This is a genomic window from Pseudomonas sp. NPDC088890 (genome assembly GCF_044900155.1).
Taxonomy (GTDB): domain Bacteria; phylum Pseudomonadota; class Gammaproteobacteria; order Pseudomonadales; family Pseudomonadaceae; genus Aquipseudomonas; species Aquipseudomonas urmiensis.
The window spans coordinates 1-19,562 of the sequence record NZ_JBJDNG010000001.1 but is presented as its reverse complement, the minus strand read 5'-3'; the positions used below and the strand labels follow the sequence as shown (position 1 = coordinate 19,562).

Genomic DNA, 19,562 nt, shown 5'->3' with positions numbered 1-19,562 from the left:
AATTGAACAGGGTCGATGGCGGGAATCCGCCCGGAGTGTGCCCTGCTGGCCTCACCGCGGGACGAGCCCGCTCCTACAGGATTAGCGGTGACCTTGTAGGAGCGGGCTTGCCCCGCGATGAGGTCGGTACTGACGAAGCACTCAATCGAGGTTGAAGATGATCCGGAACGCCGCCCCGCCCAGTGGCGAATCATCCAGGCTCAGGTGCGCGTCATAGCTGTCGATGATGTCCTTGACCACCGCCAGGCCGATGCCCTGCCCCGGATGCTGGCGATCCAGCCGCTCACCGCGCTGCAGAATCCGCTCGCGCTGATCCGCCGGCACCCCTGGCCCATCATCCTCGACGCACAACACCAGGTGCCCGGGCGTTTCCTGCAGGCTCACCCGCACCTGCCCCAGGCATAGCCGATAGGCGTTCTCCAACAGGTTGCCCAGCAACTCGAGCAAAGCGCCCTGCTCCATCGGCACCTGGGCGTGCTCTGGAACATCCACCTCGACGGCCACGCGCTTGTCGCGATAGACCTTGGCCAATGTGCTGCACAGGCTGTCGAGTAGCGGCTTGAGCTGCACCCGGTGGCGCACCAGGCCGCTCTTGCGCAAGCTGGCGCGCTGCAATTGATAGTCGATCTGCTGGCTCATGCGCTCGATCTGGCTCTGCAGCACCCGCGCTTGCTCACGCTCACCGCTGCCTTGGCCCATGCTTTCGCCTACCCCTTGCAGCACTGCCAGCGGCGTTTTCAGGCTGTGCGCCAGGTCATCGAGCGAATCGCGGTAGCGCTGGCGCTGCTCGCGCTCGCTGTGCAGCAAGCGGTTGAGCGAGCCCGTCAGGCGCAGCAGCTCACGTGGGTGCTCGCGACTCAGGCCGTCGCGGGCGCCGGTTTCCACTTCGTCGAGCTCAAGGCTGAGCCTGCGCAACGAGCGCAGCCCCCAGGTCAGGCCGGCCCAGAGCAGCACCATCAGCGCCAGCAAGGCTGCGCCAAAGCCCAGGTAGAGCTTCTCCCGCAGGCCGTTGATGGTGTCTTGGTACTCACGCACCGGCTGCAGGGCGACGATACTGTAGGCGGCGTTCTTGCCGCCGAGCAGCTTGACCTCGACGTCATAGACGAAGAACTCCTCACCGTCGTCCTGGCGAATGCGCGCGAACTCGTTGCCGCGCCCGTCGTAGCGGGGGTGATAATTGATATTGCGGTCGGTGGTGGCCCGCGAGCGCCAGACCTGATTGCCCTGGCGATCGAAGATGTAGCCCATCAGGCCGGTATAAGGCAGGTTGTAGCGCTCATCCGGCAGCAGCTCGGGCATCTGCAATTGGCCATGCTCGATGCGCGCTGCGGAAATCAGCGTGGTGACGTCGGAAGCCAGGCGCTGCTCGATCGACTCCTGCAACGCCATGCTGAAGGCTTTTTGCAGGGCCGGCAGCAGCGCCAACATGAACAGCGAGGCAAGCAGCGCCGCCGCCAGCATCAGGCGCACGCGCAGCGAGCGAATCATCGGCAGCGCTCGGTGAACAGGTAACCCAGGCCGCGCACGGTGTCGATCGGCTTGAAGCCATGCTCACCTTCGAGCTTGCGGCGCAGACGGCCGACCAGCACTTCGATGACATTCGGATCACGCTCCTCGTCATCGGGATAGAGCTGCTCCATCAAGCGATCCTTGGCTACCACCTGCTGGTGATGACGCATGAGGTATTCCAGGATGCGGTATTCGTAGGCGGTCAGCGCCAGCGGCTGCTCGTCCAGGGTCGCCTGCTTGCGGTTGAGGTCGAGCACCAGCGGTCCGGCAGCGATGGTCGACTGGGTGAAACCACTGGAGCGGCGCAGCAGGGCATTGAGGCGGGCCTCCAGCTCTTCGAACTGAAAGGGTTTGACCACATAGTCGTCGGCCCCGGCGGCCAGGCCCTCGACTTTGTCCTGCCAGTTGCCGCGCGCGGTAAGGATGAGGATCGGGAAGCTCTTGCCCTGGTTGCGCAACTGGCGGATCAGGTCCAGCCCGCTCATGCCAGGCAAGCCCAGGTCGACCACTGCCAGGTCGAAGTGGTACTCCTCGACTTGATACAGGGCTTCCTCGGCATTGGCGACCGCCTGGACCACATGACCCGTTTCGCTCAGGCGCGTGAACAGGTGGTGACGCAGCAGCGCCTCGTCCTCGACCACCAGCAGTTTCATGCCGCTCTCCTTCCTTATATTTGCTGGCCTCATCGCGGGACGAGCCCGCTCCTAGCGCAACTGTGTGCGTCGATACCTGAGCGGGCTTGCCCCGCGATGAAGCCGGAACTGACGAAAAGCATAACAGCGAACCGGCCCCTTCAGCGGGCCGGTCCGGCTTAGCCATCACCTCAGAACTTGTAGTTGGCCGACAGGTAGGTCTGGGCGCTGCTGGTTAGGCGCAGGGTGCCGACCTTTGGACCGCCATGTTCGACCAGCTCGGTGCTGGCGTTGCTGCGCAGGTAACGGTAGCCCAGCTCGACCGAGGCGTTGTCGGTGATGTCCTGGATCACACCGGCCTGCAGGCCGACAGCGTAGCCATAGTCGGTATCGCGACCGTAGCCGGAGGACTCCTGGGACAGCTTGGTCATGCCCAGGCTACCGCCACCGAACAGCTTGGTGGTGTCAGTCACGGGCAGGAACACGTCGTAGCTGCCGAGCAGGTTTTCTTGACGCAGCTTGAGGCCGCTATGGTCGTTGGACACATTGTCGTAGGTCAGGTAGTAGCGACCTTGGTCGTTGATCTTACCTACGCGCACGCCCCAGGTGCCGTCCTTGCTGATGATGCCATCGGCGTTGAGATGGTCGGTGTTGCGATCGAGCAGGCCGGACTTGCGGATCTTATCGCTGGTCTGGCCGTAGGTGAGGCTGGCGAAGGTGTCGTCGGCCTGGGCGCTGACGGTGAAGCCTGCGGCGCAAACGGCCATGGCGGCGATCAGGGTATTGAGTGTTTTCATAGCTTCGTACTCCAGTTGGATGCGCTGTTTCGGTCTGGAAGCTAGAGTAAGCAAGACGCCCTGAACCGCTGCTGAACCCAGGCTGAACCTTCGCTGAACGAGTCGCACCGATTGTCGAAACGCCATGTCCAAGGAGCTACGACCATGCGTTTTCTGCTTGCCCTGACCCTGATGTGCAGCGCCGCCGTTACCCAAGCGGCCGTGCAAACCCGCGAGATCGCTTACCAGGACGCCGACGGCAACCGTCTGGTGGGTTACTACGCCTACGATGACGCCATCGAGGGCAAGCGCCCCGGCATCGTCGTGGTGCATGAATGGTGGGGGCTGAACGACTACGCCAAGCGCCGTGCCCGCGACCTTGCTGCGCTCGGTTACAACGCGTTGGCGATCGATATGTACGGCGATGGCAAGAACACCGAACACCCGGCTGACGCCAAGGCATTCATGGCCGCCGCCCTGAAGGATCCCAAGGCAGCTGCCGCACGCTTCAATGCAGGTCTTGAGCTCTTGAAGATCCAGCCCAACATTAATAAGCATCAACTGGGCGCGGTGGGTTACTGCTTCGGCGGCAAAGTGGTGCTCGATGCCGCCCGCCGCGGGGTAAAGCTTGATGGCGTAGTGAGCTTCCATGGCGCGCTGGTGACGCAGGAGCCCGCCAAGCCTGGGGTGATCAGGGCGAAAATTCTGGTGGAGCACGGTGACGCTGACAGCATGATCACGCCAGAGCAGGTCGCGGCGTTCAAACAAGAGATGGCAGCGGCCGGGGCTGATATGAAGTTCGTCGGCATTCCTGGGGCCAAGCATGGCTTTACCAATCCGGATGCTGACCGCTTGAGCCATGGTGGGCATGGCGGGCCGGACATCGGTTATGACAAGGCGGCGGACGAGAGCTCTTGGGCGGATATGCAGGCGTTCTTCAAGACTGCGTTTGATTGACTATCGCCGGGGCCGCTTGGTGGCGCTTCGCAGGCAAGCCAGCTTCTACACGGTTCATCTTGAGCCTGCCAAGGGCCGCATAGCGGCCCCTGACACATGACTCATCGGCTGGCACAATATCGGCCATGAACAGACTCCCCGCCTGCTGCGCCCCACTCCAGCACCACTGGCCCCTGCCCCATCCGGTCCCCGGTGCGCAGCTGGTCAGCTGTGCCTTCGACCCCGCCAAGCTTGCCGCCGATGACTTTCAGCGCGCAGGCATCGAACACAGCGCCAGCTTGCAGCGTTCGGTGGCCAAGCGCCAGGCCGAATACCTGGCCGGCCGCGTCTGCGCACGGGCCGCGTTGCAGCAACTGGACGGTCGCGACTATGTACCCGGCAGCCATGAAGACCGCTCTCCGATCTGGCCAACCGGCATTCATGGCTCGATCACCCACGGCAAGGGTTGGGCCGCTGCGGTGGTGGCCGCCGATGGTCGCTGCAAGGGCCTGGGTCTGGATCAGGAAAGCCTGCTGGACGATGAGCGTGCCGAGCGCCTGGCCCAGGAGATCCTGACGCCTGCCGAGCTCGAACGTCTGGACCGCAGCCAGTTAGGCCTGACTGTGACGTTGACCTTCTCGCTCAAAGAGAGCCTGTTCAAGACCCTCTACCCACTGACAAAACAACGCTTCTACTTCGAACACGCCGAAGTGCTCGAATGGTCTGTCGGCGGCTTGGCCCGGCTTCGTCTGCTCACTGACCTGTCTCCAGCCTGGCAGCAGGGGATCGAGATCGATGGGCAGTTCTGCATCAAGGATGGCCACCTGTTGAGCTTGATCAGCGTCTAGCACTCAGGACGGCGCCTGTGCCCGTGGCCAACTGAGGCTGAAACACGCACCGCCCAAGCCTTCGCTACGCCCGACCATGGCCCGCCCGCCGTGCCAGTAAATGATTCGTCGCACGATCGACAGCCCCAGGCCGTGGCCGCCCGAGGCACGCGTGCGGCTGTCGTCCAGGCGGGTGAAGGGAGTAAAAATGCGGTCCCAGAAGCCTTCGGGAATGCCTGGGCCGTCGTCTTCGACATCGATCCGGCAACGCTGCTGGCCAATTTGATAGCTCAGGCGCACCTCGGACTCGGCATGGCGCATGGCGTTGCCGACCAGGTTCTGCAAAGCGCGGTGCAGATAACGCGGTTCCGCCTCGACCCAGGCGCCCGCCCCTTCCAGCCCCTGGCATACGCCACGGCTAACGCGTACCTCGGCGCGCAGCGGCGCCAACTCGGCGATGACCCGGTCGAGCAAGGCGTCGAGGTCGACGGCCTGGAATTTCAGCGCCGGTGCGCCCTGTTCCAGGCGGGCATAGGTCAACATCTCGTCGACCAGCTTGTCGAGGTCTTGAATGTCGCTGTCCATGCCCGCCAGATGCTTGGCCCGGGCTTGTTCAGTGTTGGCGGTTTCGATCATCTCAAGGCCAAAACGCAGGCGCGCCACCGGTGTGCGCAGCTCATGCGAAACGGCACGCACCAGCTCCCGCTGCATGCTCAGCGAACGCTGCAGGTGCTCGGCCATGCCGTTGAACGCTGCCGCCAGACGCCCGACCGAGTCCGCATCGCCCGCTGGCACGCGGGTATCCAGACTGCCCTGGGCAATGCGCGTGGCGGCATTCTCCAGGCCCGAAACCCGCCGTTCCAACTGGCGCACCAGCAGGTACACGACCAAGCCGATCAGGCACAGGCCGAGGAAGGCGATAAGGATCAACAACTGCGGTGGATAGAGGTTGAGCTGATACAGCGGGCCGATTTCCAGCACCCAGGGCGAGCCAGGCAGGCCAGCAAACACCCGAATCGAGTCGCCATCCTTGCCCAGCGCCATCACCGTGTCGCCCTCCTCCACCCGCCGCCGCTGGTCGTCGTCCAGACCCACGCGCTCCAAGCGCTGCAGGGCGACGTCAAAACCAAAGCCCTTGCTCTGGCGCAGCTCAGCCAGGCGTCGCTGTTGCTCGGTGATCGGATAACGCACCAGTTCATCGGCCACCAGGTACAGTGTGGCTCGCGCCAATTGCTCGCTGACCTGCTGGACCTGCGCTTCGAGCAACACGTCTTCGCGGCCGACCCGGCGCAATACCCGCGCCGCATGCGGGCCAGTCTTCTCCACGACCACCAGGTCGCGGTAAAGACGCGCTCGCTGGCCGCCGTCGAGGGTCAATGCGCTCATCGGTCGCAGGTCCAACGGCACACCGAGCAGCCGCTCCCAGATCACCAGCGAACGCTTGCGCTCGACGTCGTTCTGCAGCGCCAGATTGTCGGCCATCAAACTGAAAGTGCCCTGGGCCAGGCGCTCGCGGTGCTGTTCGGCGCGCACCTGATTGACCAGGTGCAGGCTGAGCACGCCAAGCACCGCGACCAGCACCAGGACGGCGAGCATGCCGCCATAGATACGCAGGAATATCGAGTTCATCAGGCCTGGGCCGCCTCGCCGACGAATAGATAGCCCTTGCTGCGCAGGGTCTTGATCAGCCGCGGATGAATCGGATCATCGCCGATCTTGGGGCGAATCTTGGAAATACGCACATCGATGGAGCGGTCCTGGCCGTCGTAGCCGACGCCGCGCAGGGAGGTGAAGATCTGTTCGCGCGAGAGCACCCGCCCTGCGTGGCTGGCCAGCAGCCAGAGCAAGTCGAATTCGGCGCCGGTCAGGTCGATCGGTTGTTCGTTGAGCCAGGCCTCGCGCAGGCTGCTGTCGATCCGCAGGGCACCGAATTGCAACTCCTGGCGCTTGCCATCCAGGCTCTCGCTGCGGCGCAACAGGGCATTGATACGCGCCAGCAACAGGCGCGGGCGCACCGGTTTGCACACATAGTCGTCGGCCCCCAGGTCCAGGCCTTGGACTTGATCGAGCTCGTCGCTGCGGGCGGTGAGCATGAGAATCGGCCCGGGGTATTGGCCGCGCACCCGGCGGCAGATGCTCAGGCCATCTTCGCCGGGCAGCATCAGGTCGAGGATCACCAGGTCCGGCTGGCTGTCGAGAATACGCCGCACCGCGCGCGCGCCATCGCCTTCCACTGCCACCTCGAAACCGTTGGCCTGCAGGTATTCAGCGGTGAGCTCAGCGAGGCGCTGGTCGTCCTCGACAATCAGGATGCGGTTGCAGGGCTGGTCCATGGCCTTCCTCTGTGTTGTTTTAGTTATCTGCTGGGGGTGTTGCCTGGGCGGGCCTCATCGCGGGGCAAGCCCGCTCCCACGCTGAGATACGTTTGCGCGCGAGCCACTACAGTGTCCCTGCCGTTCACCAAAAGGCAATATCACCGACGGATACTACGTCGCGCACCACGGACTTCCAAATCTCATCCAACCCCGCGCCAACACGCCCTGGACTGAACCGTTTTTTGTGATAGGGTGCGCGCCCTAAAAAAACTCTGCCGGGGCATCAGCGCGTAGAAAAAAAGTGAAAACCTCATGGGACAAGGCCTACAGCCAATACCCACGAATCACACACAAACTACGCACAAGTTATCCACAGGCGCTCACCTTGCAAAGCCCCCGCGACCGCATTATCTTGTATCCCCATTGCAGCGAACCACTACATATTGGGTTTCGCTTGAAATCACAAACACAAGTCGGCACGCAAACTCAAGCGATTTTTCGGCCTGAACTTAGTGTGATTTGCGCAGCCAAACCGCTCCTGCGGAGGCGACCGAGGCAAGCCCGTCCAAGCGGCCTTGTTCGGGTATGGGTGTTGCAGGCATCGCCTGGTGACACCCGACAGCAACAGTTTTTGGGCCACGGCCCAGAACCTTTGACTTCGGCCAGGGAGCGGCAAGCTATTGCCCCTTATTCCTGAGTCTGTCCCGAAGTCGGTAAGCCCGAGCGGGCGGATGCACGTGCGTGTGCATCCCCGCGGGGCCACCAGGCTAGTGGATGGAACGGTGGGCGCTCAAAAGGCGCCTGAACATATAGAAACTGTGGAGACACCCACCGATGCAAACCGACACAACTCGCGAGAACCCGCAGGCCCAGGTGCCGCAGGGCGCAGATTCGAACCAGGATCTGGCTGCCACCGCACCTGGCCAACTGCGCGTGATCAAGCGCAATGGCACTGTCGTCGCCTACACCGACGACAAGATCACCGTGGCCATCACCAAGGCGTTCCTCGCAGTTGAGGGCGGCACTGCCGCCGCCTCGTCGCGCATCCACGACACCGTTGCGCGCCTGACCGAGCAGGTCACGGCTACCTTCAAGCGTCGCATGCCATCGGGCGGCACCATCCACATCGAAGAAATCCAGGACCAGGTCGAACTGGCCCTGATGCGTGCCGGCGAGCAGAAAGTTGCCCGCGACTACGTGATCTACCGCGACCAGCGCGCCAAAGAGCGTGCTACCCGCGCCAACACCGATGCCGTGGTCGAGCCGCACCCATCGATCCGCATCACCCTGGCCGACGGCAGCAAGGCGCCGCTGGACATGGCCCGCCTGAACACCATCATCAGCGAAGCCTGCGAAGGCCTGGCCGAAGTCGATGGCGAGCTGATCCAGCGCGAAACCCTGAAGAACCTGTACGACGGCGTCGCCATCAAGGACGTCAACACCGCCCTGGTGATGACCGCCCGTACCCTGGTCGAGCGTGAGCCAAACTACTCGTTCGTCACCGCTCGCCTGCTGATGGACACCCTGCGCGCCGAAGGCCTGGGCTTCCTCAGCGTCGCCGACAGCGCCACTCACCACGAGATGGCTGAGCTGTACGCCAAGGCGCTGCCGGCCTACGTGGCCAAAGGTATCGAGTTCGAGCTGCTCAACCCTGCCCTGGCCGACTTCGACCTGGAGCGTCTGGGCAAGGCGATCAACCACGAGCGTGACCAGCAGTTCACCTACCTGGGCCTGCAGACCCTGTACGACCGCTACTTCATCCACAAGGATGGCGTGCGCTTCGAGCTGCCGCAGGTGTTCTTCATGCGTGTGGCCATGGGCCTGGCGCTGGAAGAGAAAGACAAAGAAGCCCGCGCGATCGAGTTCTACAACCTGTTGTCGTCGTTCGACTACATGGCTTCGACCCCGACCCTGTTCAACGCCGGTACCCTGCGTCCACAGCTGTCGAGCTGCTACCTGACCACCGTGCCGGACGACCTGTCGGGCATCTACCACGCGATCCACGACAACGCCATGCTGTCGAAATTCGCCGGTGGCCTGGGCAACGACTGGACCCCTGTGCGTGCACTGGGCTCCTACATCAAGGGTACCAACGGTAAATCCCAGGGCGTCGTGCCGTTCCTGAAAGTGGTCAACGACACCGCCGTCGCCGTGAACCAGGGTGGCAAGCGCAAAGGCGCTGTGTGTGCCTACCTGGAAACCTGGCACCTGGACATCGAAGAATTCATCGAACTGCGCAAGAACACCGGTGATGACCGTCGTCGTACCCACGACATGAACACCGCCAACTGGATCCCTGACCTGTTCATGAAGCGTGTCTTCGATGACGGCAAGTGGACCCTGTTCTCGCCGAACGAAGTACCTGATCTGCACGACCTGACCGGCAAGGCCTTCGAAGAGCGCTACGAGTACTACGAAGCCCTGACCGAGTACAACAAGATCAAGGTGTTCAAGACCATCCAGGCCAAAGACCTGTGGCGCAAGATGCTCTCGATGCTGTTCGAGACCGGCCACCCATGGCTGACCTTCAAGGACCCGTGCAACCTGCGTTCGCCGCAGCAGCACGTGGGCGTCGTGCACAGCTCCAACCTGTGCACCGAGATCACCCTGAACACCAACAAGGACGAGATCGCGGTCTGCAACCTGGGCTCGATCAACCTGCCGAACCACATCGTCGACGGCAAGCTGGACACCGCCAAGCTGCAGCGCACTGTCAACACCGCCGTGCGCATGCTCGACAACGTGATCGACATCAACTACTACTCGGTGCCACAAGCGCGTAACTCGAACTTCAAGCACCGTCCGGTCGGCCTGGGCATCATGGGCTTCCAGGACGCACTGTACCTGCAGCACATCCCTTACGGTTCCGACGCCGCCGTCGAGTTCGCCGACAAGTCGATGGAAGCGGTCAGCTACTACGCGATCCAAGCGTCCTGCGACCTGGCTGACGAGCGCGGCGCCTACGAGACCTTCCAGGGCTCGCTGTGGTCCAAAGGCATCCTGCCGCTGGACTCGCAACAGATCCTGATCGAGGCCCGTGGCCAGAAGTACATCGACGTCGACCTCAACGAGACCCTGGACTGGGCGCCGGTGCGTGCTCGGGTACAAAAAGGTATTCGTAACTCGAACATCATGGCCATCGCGCCAACCGCGACCATCGCCAACATTACTGGCGTTTCGCAGTCGATCGAACCGACCTACCAGAACCTGTACGTGAAATCGAACCTCTCGGGCGAATTCACCGTGATCAACCCATACCTGGTTCGCGACCTCAAGGCTCGCGGCCTGTGGGACTCGGTGATGATCAACGACCTGAAGTACTACGATGGTTCGGTCCAGCAGATCGAGCGCATCCCACAAGAGCTCAAAGACCTCTACGCCACCGCGTTCGAAGTCGAGACCAAGTGGATCGTCGATGCCGCCTCGCGTCGCCAGAAGTGGATCGACCAGGCCCAGTCGCTGAACCTGTACATCGCTGGCGCTTCGGGCAAGAAGCTGGACGTGACCTACCGCATGGCCTGGTACCGTGGTCTGAAGACCACCTACTACCTCCGTGCCCTGGCCGCGACCAGCACCGAGAAGTCGACCATCAACACCGGCAAGCTCAACGCCGTTTCCAGCGGCGGCGACAGCGCCCCGGTCCAGGCCGCAGGTCCAGCACCTGTGCCGAAGGCCTGCGCGATCGACGAGCCTGACTGCGAAGCCTGCCAGTAAGGCCTGATGCCGCAAGGGGCGCTCTGAGGAGCGCCGCTTGCGGCATTTTTGTCTGTACTGGCCCTGACAGGGAATCATCACCCACTGCCTAGCAACCTTCGTCAATGGATAAAAAAGAGTGTCGACACCGCACAGGCGGCATCGGCCCCCACATCCAATGAGGAAGGCAAGCATGGCTCGGAAAAAAACCATCACTCGCAGGATTGGCCGCAATGCTGCAACCGGCCGCTTCACCACGGTCGAAGAAGCGCGCAACAACCCTAAGACCCACATCGTCGAAACGCTTCGCAAGAAGTGCGGCTAGCCCCCGATCGCGGGAGGCGCATAGCCTCCCGCCTCCCCTCTCTTATCGCTTAAAACACAATATTTTGTGCCAAATCAAATAACCAAACACCACATCTAGCGTTTTTTCAGCTACACTCCTTCCCCGTGAAACGACGCGTTATTCGTGAACGGAATCGCCCTGTACCGGTCGAAAAATTACCGCAGACCGGCGCAGCGTCGCTCCGATCGCCTGCGAATTCCGTTATACTTCGCCCCCCAAAAAAGGGTTGAGCCAATGATCGACTGCGTGACACAAGCCCCGCTTGGCCAGACCGCATGTTTTGTCGTTGCCACACTGTTTTCAGGCGTCCTGGCCCCTCGTTCGAGGACAGGCCAAGCGCTGACCCGACAATTTCAAATGTGACGAGAGCGAGCTCTCACTGCCCGCCGTATTGCCTTATGGGCCTTGCGTAGTACAGGCATCACCTCAAATCCAACCGGTTGCCCCGCGCAACCCTCTAGCAGGAGCCAGGACCATGCTGAGCTGGGACGAATTCGATAAAGAAGACGGCGAAGTCGCCGCCAAAGGCAGCACCCCCGCGCAGGCCAACGCCGCCGCTACCCTCGACAAGCTCGACAGCGCCGGTGGCGCCGCCGCCCTGGAAGCGCGTGCCGCTACCGCTTCTGACTCCGAGGCGGTCAAGCGCGCCAAGGCTGCCCTGAACGACCTGGACATCGCCGAAGGCCTGGCTGAACTGGAAGGCTCCTCGGCCCGCGTTGCGGTTGACGAGAAGCGCATGATCAACTGCCGCGCCGACCTCAACCAGCTGGTACCGTTCAAGTACGACTGGGCCTGGCAGAAGTACCTCGACGGCTGCGCCAACCACTGGATGCCGCAAGAGGTCAACATGACCGCCGACATCGCCCTGTGGAAGAGCCAGGACGGCCTGACCGAAGACGAGCGCCGCATCGTCATGCGTAACCTGGGCTTCTTCTCCACCGCTGACTCGCTGGTTGCCAACAACCTGGCGCTGGCCGTGTACCGCCTGATCACCAACCCGGAGTGCCGCCAGTACATCCTGCGCCAGGCCTTTGAAGAGGCGATCCACACCCACGCCTACCAATACTGCATCGAGTCGCTGGGCATGGATGAAGGCGAGATCTTCAACATGTACCACGAGATCCCATCGGTGGCGAAAAAGGCTGCCTGGGGCCTGAAGTACACCCGCGCGATCTCGGATCCGGAGTTCAACACCGGCACCCCGGAGACCGACAAAGAACTGCTGCGCAACCTGATCGCCTACTACTGTGTACTGGAAGGCATCTTCTTCTACTGCGGCTTCACCCAGATCCTGTCGATGGGTCGCCGCAACAAGATGACCGGCGTTGCCGAGCAGTTCCAGTACATCCTGCGTGACGAGTCGATGCACCTGAACTTCGGCATCGACGTGATCAACCAGATCAAGATCGAGAACCCGCATCTGTGGGATGCCTCGATGAAGGAAGAAGCCACCCAGATGATCCTGCAAGGGACTCAGCTGGAGATCGAATACGCCCGTGACACCATGCCACGCGGCGTACTGGGCATGAACGCCGCGATGATGGAGGACTACCTCAAGTTCATCGCTAACCGTCGCCTGACCCAGATTGGTCTGAAGGAAGAATACCCAGGGACCACCAACCCGTTCCCGTGGATGAGCGAGATCATGGACTTGAAGAAGGAGAAGAACTTCTTTGAAACGCGCGTGATCGAGTATCAGACGGGTGGGGCGTTGAGCTGGGACTGATCTTCCCACTTAACTGGAAAGGTTGCCCAATGGACAGAATGCTGTTCACTTAAGGCTTGTGTCGCCTGCATTGGGGCCGCTTTGCGCCCCTTCGCGGGCAAGCCCGCTCCCACAGGTACGGCGCCGCTCGAACGGTCGGCGCCGTACCTGTGGGAGCGGGCTTGCCCGCGAAGGGACGCAAAGCGGCCCCAAAATCTTAAGTGAACAGCATTAGCTCAATTCAGATACCGATGCGCCCGCAGCTGCTGCGCCAGCCTATCGATGAAGGCGCGCACCTTGGCCGAGCCGTACTTGCTTTCCCGGTGCAGCACATGAATCGGCCAAGGCGCCTCCTCGTACGCTTCGAGCACCACCTGCAAACGACCGGCAGCCAGATCCCCTGCCACCTGATAGGACAGCAGCCGGGCGATCCCCAGGCCAGCACTGGCGGCCACGATGGCCGCATCATTGCTGGTAACGGTCAGGCGCGGCTTGAGCCGAACCTGGATCGGTTCATGGGCCGGCCCGAACTTCCAATCCAGTCGCGGTGACACGCCGCTGGCAGCGATCACGGTGTGCTGCACCAGTTCACTCGGATGCTGCGGCACGCCGTGGCGTTCGAGGTACTCCGGCGAGGCGCACAACAACCGGCGCACCTGGCCGACGTGCAAGGCCTTGAGGCCCGAGTCGGGCAGCGGACCGATGCGCACCGCGACGTCCATGCCCTCCTCCACCAGGTTGACCACCCGATCGAGAAAGTACGCCGACACATCAACCTGCGGGTAGGCCTGCAGGTAGTCGACGATGCAAGGCATGACGAAGGCCTTGCCGAACAATAGCGGTGCGGTGACCGAGAGATTGCCCTTGGGCGCTGCATTGACCCCGGCGGCTGCTTCGTTGGCTTCGGCGATGCTGGCGAGAATATTGCGGGTGTCCTCCAGATAGCGGTTGCCCGCTTCAGTCAGGCGCACACTGCGGGTGGTGCGCAGCAGCAGTTTGACCCCGAGTGTTTCCTCCAGCGTGCTGATTGCCCGGGTCACCGCCGCGGGCGAGATGCCCAGACGGCGCGCGGCGCCGGCGAAGCTCTCGAGCTCGCCGACTGCCACCAACACCTTCATCAGGTGGATCTGATCCATGCCGCGCCCCCGTGGTTGTCGTGGGGCGATTATTCGCGGGGCCAACCCGCTTGCACAAGTGCGGCGTTCTATAGATCCAGTACTAACGGTTGAGCGCTGTCACCCTCTAGCTGAGCTGGAACTGCGCAGCAGATCAATACTGAGCCGCTGTCCGGCAGTTCTGCCGGTGGATTCGGGTAGTGCACCTGGCCACTGAGCACACGGGTCTTGCAGCTGCCGCACGAACCGCCCCGACAACTGAAGTCCGGTGACAGACCGCGATTCTCCGCCAGTTCCAACAGGCTGCCGCTGTCGGGTGTCCAGCGTGCCTCCTTGGCGGAGCCGGCGAAATACACCGGCACTGGCACACTGGCTGCGGGCGGCTGCATCAGGGGCGGCTGCGCGGCATCGCCGTGGCGTTTGAGCGTGGAAGGTCCGAAGGCCTCCGCATGCAGGCGATGATCCGGCACGTTTACAGTACGTAGTCCGTCGTAGATATCCTGGGTGAAACCAGGTGGGCCACACAGATAGAAGTCGTAGTCATCCAAGGCCAGGCGACTCTTGATCTGCTCAATACCCAGGCGCCCCGTGAGCTCGTAATCACGTCCCTGTTGCGCATGCGCTTCCGGCTGGCTCAGGGCTCGGTGCACGCTCAGCGCACTGTTGGCCTGCCGCAGCGCAGTCAGTTCCTGTTGGAATGGCAATTCAGCCAGGCTTCGAGCGCCTTGGAACAGATGAATAGGTCGGCTGGGATGGCGCGTCAGTTGCTCGCGCAGCATTGCCCAGAGTGGGGTGATCCCCACGCCCGCGCCAATCAGCACGACCGGGCGCGGGCTGTCGCTATCGAGCTTGAAACTGCCCATCGGTAGGCGCACCTGCAGCAGGTCACCCACGGCAACCTGTTCATGCAAGTGCCGCGATGCAGGGCCTTGCGCCCTGACGCTGATACGCACATAGCTATCGGCGGGAGCACTGGACAGGCTGTAGGTACGCACCACTGAGTCCTCGCCCAGGCGAACACGCACAGGGATGTGCTGACCTGCAGCGAACGGCACGGGCGAACCGTCCTCGGGTTGCAGATAGAACGAGCGGATATCGCGGCTCTCTTGCGCTATCTGAAGCACACGCCAACTCTGCCACTCTCGTTGGGCCTTGCTCTGTTTCAGGCGCTGCTCGGCCTCGGCCCAGGTGCCGGTCATCAGGCTGGTCGGCGCATACTCCTCGAACGCCCAACGCAGCGACACGCCAGCTGGGCGCAACACCACTTGCTCGACTTCTAGCGTCCACAGCCGCTCGGCACCTTCGAAAGCGGCTATGGCCGGGCTCTCCAGAATCAGCTCGGTGCGACCTGAGAGCTGCAGCACATTGCCACTAGCGAAATCGACGAATAGCAGCCCGGCCCGTGGAGTGAGCAGCAAATTGCCGAGGGTGTTGAAATGCAGGTTGCCGGCATAATCGGGGATGGTCAGGCGATTGCCCTCGACCTTGATGAAGCCTGGGCGACCTCCCCGGTGCGAGACATCCACCGAACGCTGAGCGTCGTCGTGATCGACGTAGCTTGCGACAAAAAAGGTGTCGGCCGACTCGATCATCGCAATCGCCGAAGCATCCAGTGCGGTCGAATCCTCACGCGGCAGTGCGGGTTGGTCGACTCGCCGGTAATTACGCAGTTGAATGTATTGCGGGCAGTTGCCGAACGATTGCTCCACTTCAACCAGCAGCTGTCCCCCTGCGGCCTGGCTGATCTGGCCATTGATGCGATTGCGTCGCCGGGTGTGCAGCTCGATGCCCAGCAAGCCAATTGCTTGGCCCACGACAATACCTGATGCAGCAGGATCATCAGCTGCCGGTGTAGCGGATATCACAAGCTGGCGGGGTTCGGGTGAGGTGACAAAGCCTTCTGGGCCTTCGAGCAGGGTTGCCCAAGGCCTGCCCTGGGCATCTACCGTACCTGCCACCATGAACGGCAACTGATGGTAGAACTGGCGATGCTGATCGGGCATGTAGTCGCGAATGACCTTTTGCCCGAACTGCTCCATGCGCTCGGCGACGCCAACCTTTTCCTGCAGGCTTTTTTCGCCGGCGTGCCAAGGCGAAGTTCGATGTTGTGCGCGCATGGTGGCATACCTCGCAGCGTTGGGTGGCGATCAATCTGCGCTTTGCAGGCCCACAGCGGTGCGTGGCATCGCTACGAATCCGGGCAGCGCCTCGATGCGCGCCAACCAGGCACGGACGTTAGCGTAGGGCTCCAGCGACACATTGCCCTCCGGCGCGTGGGCGATGTAGGAGTAGTTGGCGATATCAGCGATGGTGGGCGTATCCCCGACCAGGAATGGCGATTTGGCCAGTTCACGGTCCATCACTGTCAGCAGCGTGTGGGCACGTGCGATGACTTCCTCGGTGTTGAACGTCGCGCCAAAAACAGTCACCAACCGCGCAGCGGCGGGGCCATAGGCGAGCGGCCCGGCAGCCACTGACAGCCAGCGTTGCACTTGGGCGGCCGCGTGGGCTTGCTCGGGCAGCCAGCGGCCCTCGCCGTAGGTCTTGGCCAGATACACGAGGATGGCATTGGAATCGGCGATCACCGTGCCGTTATCGTCGATCACCGGCACTTGGCCGAACGGGTTGATGGCCAGAAACTCGGGTTGCTTGTGTGCGCCCTTGGCCAGATCAACCAACACCAGTTCGGTGGGCAGGTTGAGCAGCGAGAGCATCAGCTCGATGCGATGGGCATGGCCAGATTTCGGGAAGTTGTACAGTTTGATGGCAGTTGACATGATTGCGCTCCAGGCGGGGTAGGCTGTGGAACACATGCTGCACCTAATCTGCGGGCAAAAGAATCAGTGCGAGGGGCAATCCATAATTTCGCCAAGCGAAATAATCATTAGCGAGCCATTCACGGCCAGGGCGCGAATGGCGCTGCGCGAATAACTCAGTGGCGCTGCTGCTTCTGGTAGCGATACAAGCCACGCGCGGCATCGATAACCAGCGGCACGCACGCTTGCAGCTCATCGAAGCTCATCGAGTCGAGCAACTCGAAGTTATCTTCCAGGCCATGCAAGGAGATCGCCTTGAGCAGTGCATCCTGCTCCGGTGGCAATGCGTCCCACTCGGCGACCTGGGTGCCACGCATGTAGCCAAAGCACCACTCTTCGAGAATGATCGCCGGCCCTTCTTCGCCCTCGCTCTCTTCGAACAACGGCTCGAAGTGCTCCAACTGCTCGGCTAGTTCCGCGGCTACGTCATTGCAGTAACGCAGCATCAGTGCGGTGTAGGCCTCTTCATGAGCAGGACGTTTGAACTTAGGCACTTTGCCGCCGCTGACGGCGGGTAGCCATTTTTCCGGGGTGACGGTGGTTGGCGAGCTGGCAAGCGCGGTAAAGAAACCATTGAGCTCGGCCAGGTTGAGTACGGAGAAGTCATTGCCGTAGGTGATCAGCAGGTCTTCGAGGCGGGCGAGTTCTTTTTCATTGAGGCGGGGAAGCATGAGTCTGGGTGTCCTGGGTAAGGAGTTGGGGTGCACCCTAGCACATGATCAGGTGAAGCACAGAGGTGTTGTCTGGGCGGGCCTCATCGCGGGTCAAGCCCGCTCCCACAAGGCCTGTATTGGCTCTGTGGGAGCGGGCATGTACCGCGATAGAGCGTCAGCGTTTAGACCGCCAGCGCGCGCTCACGCAGCTCGCTGTTGAGGATGCGGTCGTTCTCGCTGTAGTCGACCGGGCAGTCGATCACGTGCACGCCTGGGGTCTTGATGCAGTGCTCGAGCAGCGGCAGGAAGCCTTCGGCGCTTTCCACACGGTGGCCATTGGCACCATAGGCTTCGGCGTATTTGACGAAGTCCGGGTTGCCATAGTCCAGGCCGAAATCGGTGAAGCCCATGTTGGCCTGCTTCCAGCGAATCATGCCGTAACCGTCGTCACGCAGGATCACCACGGTGATGTGCATGCCCAGACGCACAGCGGTCTCCAGCTCCTGGCTGTTCATCATGAAGCCGCCATCGCCGCACACCGAAATCACCGGGCGATCTGGGTAGACCAGGTGCGCCGCCATGGCCGATGGCAGGCCGGCGCCCATGGTCGCCAGGGCGTTGTCGAGCAGCACGGTGTTGGGCTTGTGCGCCTTGTAGTTGCGGGCAAACCAGATCTTGTAGATACCATTGTCCAGGGCGACGATGCCTTCGGATGGCAGCACGCGGCGGATATCGGCGACAAGACGCTGTGGGTAGACCGGGAAGCGATCGTCATCGGCACCTTCGGCGATCTGCACTTCGTTGGCATCACGAATCGCCATGAGGCGAGTGAAGTCCCAGTGCGAGGTATCGCCCAGGCCTTCGGCAATCTGCCAGACGGCGTTGGCGATGTCACCGATCACTTCGACCTGCGGGAAGTACACGGCATCGACTTCGGCGGAGCGGAAGCTGATGTGAATGACTTCAGTGCCGCCACGGACCATGAAGAACGGCGGTTTTTCGATCACGTCGTGGCCGATGTTGATGATCAGGTCGGAAGCTTCGATCGCGCGGTGGACGAAGTCACCGGACGACAGCGCAGCATTGCCCAGGAAGCGTGGACTGCGCTCGTCGACCACACCTTTGCCCAGCTGGGTGGTGACGAACGGAATGCCGGTCTTGTCGATCAGTTGCTTGAGGACTTTGGCGGTCATCTTGCGGTTGGCGCCGGCACCGATGACCAAGATCGGGCTGCGGGCGGTGCGCAGTTTCTCGATGGCGGCTTCGATGGCCACATGCTCGGCCAGCGGGCGGCGGTGCAGGCTGCGCGGGATCGGCATGGCATCAGTCTGCTCGGCAGCGATGTCTTCCGGCAGTTCCAGGTGCACGGCACCCGGCTTTTCTTCTTCAGCCAGGCGGAAAGCTTCACGCATGCGCGCGGGGATGTTGTCGGCCGAGGCGAACTGGTGGGTGTACTTGGTGATGGGGGCCATCATGCCGCACACGTCGATGATCTGGAAGCGGCCCTGTTTGGACTTCTTGATCGGCTTCTGGCCGGTAATCATCATCATCGGCATACCGCCCAGGTAGGCGTACGCACTGGCGGTCACCAGGTTGGTCGCGCCAGGGCCGAGGGTCGACAGGCTGACGCCGGTCTTGCCGGTCAGGCGGCCATAGGTGGCGGCCATGAAGCCTGCGGACTGCTCGTGGCGGGTCAGTACCAGCTTGATCTTCGACTTGCGCAGGGACTCCAGCAGGTCGAGGTTCTCCTCACCAGGAATGCCGAACACATACTCGACACCTTCGTTTTCCAGGCATTGCACAACGACATCGGCGGCCTTAGCCATCTTGCTTGTTACCTCAAGTAGTAGGACGGTGGAGACGTCCAGGACGGTCAGCACGGTGTACTGACTTCGGTCTGTCGCGGGCGGAAGGTGCCCCCGAATCTAAGTCTTGACGCTGACTATGTGCGAGAAAGTCACGTCGTTGAACTGCAATATTGTCGCACCTATCGTGTAGGAGAAATGTACTTGTTCGGACAAAATGCATTTGCTTGAGGGGGAAAGGCGGGAGGTGTGGTACCAGAGGCCTCTTCGCGGGCAAGCCCGCTCCTACAAGGGGTGGGGCAAGGCCAGGTATCGGGCGCGGCAATATAGCAGGCTGGAAAAGACAAAACCCCTACCTGCTCGCGCAGATAGGGGTTTTGCGAAATGAATCTTGACGATGACCTACTCTCACATGGGGAAACCCCACACTACCA

At 62.0% G+C, this 19,562-nt stretch carries 15 protein-coding genes; 5 read left to right on the top strand and 10 right to left on the bottom strand.

The window, feature by feature from the left end:
• Positions 1-141: 141 nt before the first annotated feature.
• From ACI2JX_RS00075 to ACI2JX_RS00065, 3 genes are all read right to left on the bottom strand, one after another.
• Positions 142-1,488: an ATP-binding protein gene (locus tag ACI2JX_RS00075; RefSeq protein ID WP_404689095.1), complete on the bottom strand. Its 1,347-nt coding sequence runs from the start codon at positions 1,486-1,488 to the stop codon at positions 142-144.
• Positions 1,485-2,162 (bottom strand): response regulator, encoded by a 678-nt coding sequence (locus ACI2JX_RS00070; RefSeq protein WP_186554627.1) that lies wholly within the window; start codon positions 2,160-2,162, stop codon positions 1,485-1,487. Before ACI2JX_RS00070 ends, ACI2JX_RS00075 begins: the two co-directional genes overlap by 4 nt.
• Before the next feature lie 170 nt (positions 2,163-2,332).
• A complete protein-coding gene (locus tag ACI2JX_RS00065) occupies positions 2,333-2,938 on the bottom strand; it encodes an outer membrane protein (protein ID WP_264235815.1) in 606 nt (201 codons plus the stop codon).
• A 144-nt stretch (positions 2,939-3,082) separates the two neighbouring features.
• On the opposite strand from ACI2JX_RS00065, the gene ACI2JX_RS00060 reads away from it, so the two are divergent.
• Together ACI2JX_RS00060 and ACI2JX_RS00055 are read left to right on the top strand one after the other, a co-directional pair.
• Entirely contained in the window at positions 3,083-3,874 is a 792-nt protein-coding gene (locus tag ACI2JX_RS00060; RefSeq protein WP_404689094.1) for a dienelactone hydrolase family protein, read from the top strand.
• Positions 3,875-3,999: 125 nt separating this feature from the next.
• A complete protein-coding gene (locus ACI2JX_RS00055; protein ID WP_404689093.1) occupies positions 4,000-4,701 on the top strand; it encodes a 4'-phosphopantetheinyl transferase in 702 nt (233 codons plus the stop codon).
• Positions 4,702-4,704: 3 nt separating this feature from the next.
• Here the strand turns inward: ACI2JX_RS00055 and ACI2JX_RS00050 are convergent, their stop codons facing one another.
• Together ACI2JX_RS00050 and ACI2JX_RS00045 are read right to left on the bottom strand one after the other, a co-directional pair.
• A complete protein-coding gene (locus tag ACI2JX_RS00050; protein WP_368972866.1) occupies positions 4,705-6,312 on the bottom strand; it encodes an ATP-binding protein in 1,608 nt (535 codons plus the stop codon).
• Complete coding sequence (locus ACI2JX_RS00045; protein WP_264235818.1) at positions 6,309-7,013, bottom strand: response regulator transcription factor; 705 nt, start codon at positions 7,011-7,013, stop codon at positions 6,309-6,311. Before ACI2JX_RS00045 ends, ACI2JX_RS00050 begins: the two co-directional genes overlap by 4 nt.
• Before the next feature lie 816 nt (positions 7,014-7,829).
• On the opposite strand from ACI2JX_RS00045, the gene ACI2JX_RS00040 reads away from it, so the two are divergent.
• From ACI2JX_RS00040 to ACI2JX_RS00030, 3 genes are all read left to right on the top strand, one after another.
• Positions 7,830-10,709 (top strand): ribonucleoside-diphosphate reductase subunit alpha, encoded by a 2,880-nt coding sequence (locus ACI2JX_RS00040; protein ID WP_264235819.1) that lies wholly within the window; start codon positions 7,830-7,832, stop codon positions 10,707-10,709.
• A gap of 172 nt (positions 10,710-10,881) precedes the next feature.
• Positions 10,882-11,013 carry a hypothetical protein gene (locus tag ACI2JX_RS00035; RefSeq protein ID WP_264235820.1) on the top strand — a complete coding sequence of 44 codons (132 nt, stop codon included), beginning with the start codon at positions 10,882-10,884 and terminating at the stop codon, positions 11,011-11,013.
• A 496-nt stretch (positions 11,014-11,509) separates the two neighbouring features.
• Positions 11,510-12,760 carry a ribonucleotide-diphosphate reductase subunit beta gene (locus ACI2JX_RS00030; protein ID WP_186554621.1) on the top strand — a complete coding sequence of 417 codons (1,251 nt, stop codon included), beginning with the start codon at positions 11,510-11,512 and terminating at the stop codon, positions 12,758-12,760.
• Between the two features lie 215 nt (positions 12,761-12,975).
• On the opposite strand, the gene ACI2JX_RS00025 is transcribed toward ACI2JX_RS00030, so the two are convergent.
• The 5 genes from ACI2JX_RS00025 to ACI2JX_RS00005 all read right to left on the bottom strand — a co-directional run bounded on the left by ACI2JX_RS00025 (position 12,976) and on the right by ACI2JX_RS00005 (position 19,149).
• Positions 12,976-13,875, bottom strand: a complete 900-nt coding sequence (locus tag ACI2JX_RS00025) for a LysR family transcriptional regulator (RefSeq protein ID WP_404689092.1) — start codon at positions 13,873-13,875, stop codon at positions 12,976-12,978.
• Between the two features lie 68 nt (positions 13,876-13,943).
• On the bottom strand, positions 13,944-15,971 hold the full coding sequence (locus tag ACI2JX_RS00020; RefSeq protein ID WP_404689091.1) for a pyridoxamine 5'-phosphate oxidase family protein: 2,028 nt from the start codon (positions 15,969-15,971) through the stop codon (positions 13,944-13,946).
• 30 nt (positions 15,972-16,001) lie between these two features.
• Complete coding sequence (locus tag ACI2JX_RS00015) at positions 16,002-16,631, bottom strand: glutathione S-transferase family protein (RefSeq protein WP_404689090.1); 630 nt, start codon at positions 16,629-16,631, stop codon at positions 16,002-16,004.
• Positions 16,632-16,786: 155 nt separating this feature from the next.
• Positions 16,787-17,341 (bottom strand): UPF0149 family protein, encoded by a 555-nt coding sequence (locus ACI2JX_RS00010; RefSeq protein ID WP_404689089.1) that lies wholly within the window; start codon positions 17,339-17,341, stop codon positions 16,787-16,789.
• A 164-nt stretch (positions 17,342-17,505) separates the two neighbouring features.
• On the bottom strand, positions 17,506-19,149 hold the full coding sequence (locus tag ACI2JX_RS00005; RefSeq protein WP_264237287.1) for an acetolactate synthase large subunit: 1,644 nt from the start codon (positions 19,147-19,149) through the stop codon (positions 17,506-17,508).
• Positions 19,150-19,562 lie beyond the last annotated feature (413 nt).

Bases quoted from the DNA above. Each gene is read 5' to 3' on its own strand.
- ACI2JX_RS00075 (WP_404689095.1), bottom strand. From the start codon at position 1,488: ATGATTCGCTCGCTGCGCGTGCGCCTGATGCTGGCGGCGGCGCTGCTT.
- ACI2JX_RS00070 (WP_186554627.1), bottom strand. From the start codon at position 2,162: ATGAAACTGCTGGTGGTCGAGGACGAGGCGCTGCTGCGTCACCACCTG.
- ACI2JX_RS00065 (WP_264235815.1), bottom strand. From the start codon at position 2,938: ATGAAAACACTCAATACCCTGATCGCCGCCATGGCCGTTTGCGCCGCA.
- ACI2JX_RS00060 (WP_404689094.1), top strand. From the start codon at position 3,083: ATGCGTTTTCTGCTTGCCCTGACCCTGATGTGCAGCGCCGCCGTTACC.
- ACI2JX_RS00055 (WP_404689093.1), top strand. From the start codon at position 4,000: ATGAACAGACTCCCCGCCTGCTGCGCCCCACTCCAGCACCACTGGCCC.
- ACI2JX_RS00045 (WP_264235818.1), bottom strand. From the start codon at position 7,013: ATGGACCAGCCCTGCAACCGCATCCTGATTGTCGAGGACGACCAGCGC.
- ACI2JX_RS00040 (WP_264235819.1), top strand. From the start codon at position 7,830: ATGCAAACCGACACAACTCGCGAGAACCCGCAGGCCCAGGTGCCGCAG.
- ACI2JX_RS00035 (WP_264235820.1), top strand. From the start codon at position 10,882: ATGGCTCGGAAAAAAACCATCACTCGCAGGATTGGCCGCAATGCTGCA.
- ACI2JX_RS00030 (WP_186554621.1), top strand. From the start codon at position 11,510: ATGCTGAGCTGGGACGAATTCGATAAAGAAGACGGCGAAGTCGCCGCC.
- ACI2JX_RS00025 (WP_404689092.1), bottom strand. From the start codon at position 13,875: ATGGATCAGATCCACCTGATGAAGGTGTTGGTGGCAGTCGGCGAGCTC.
- ACI2JX_RS00020 (WP_404689091.1), bottom strand. From the start codon at position 15,971: ATGCGCGCACAACATCGAACTTCGCCTTGGCACGCCGGCGAAAAAAGC.
- ACI2JX_RS00015 (WP_404689090.1), bottom strand. From the start codon at position 16,631: ATGTCAACTGCCATCAAACTGTACAACTTCCCGAAATCTGGCCATGCC.
- ACI2JX_RS00010 (WP_404689089.1), bottom strand. From the start codon at position 17,341: ATGCTTCCCCGCCTCAATGAAAAAGAACTCGCCCGCCTCGAAGACCTG.
- ACI2JX_RS00005 (WP_264237287.1), bottom strand. From the start codon at position 19,149: ATGGCTAAGGCCGCCGATGTCGTTGTGCAATGCCTGGAAAACGAAGGT.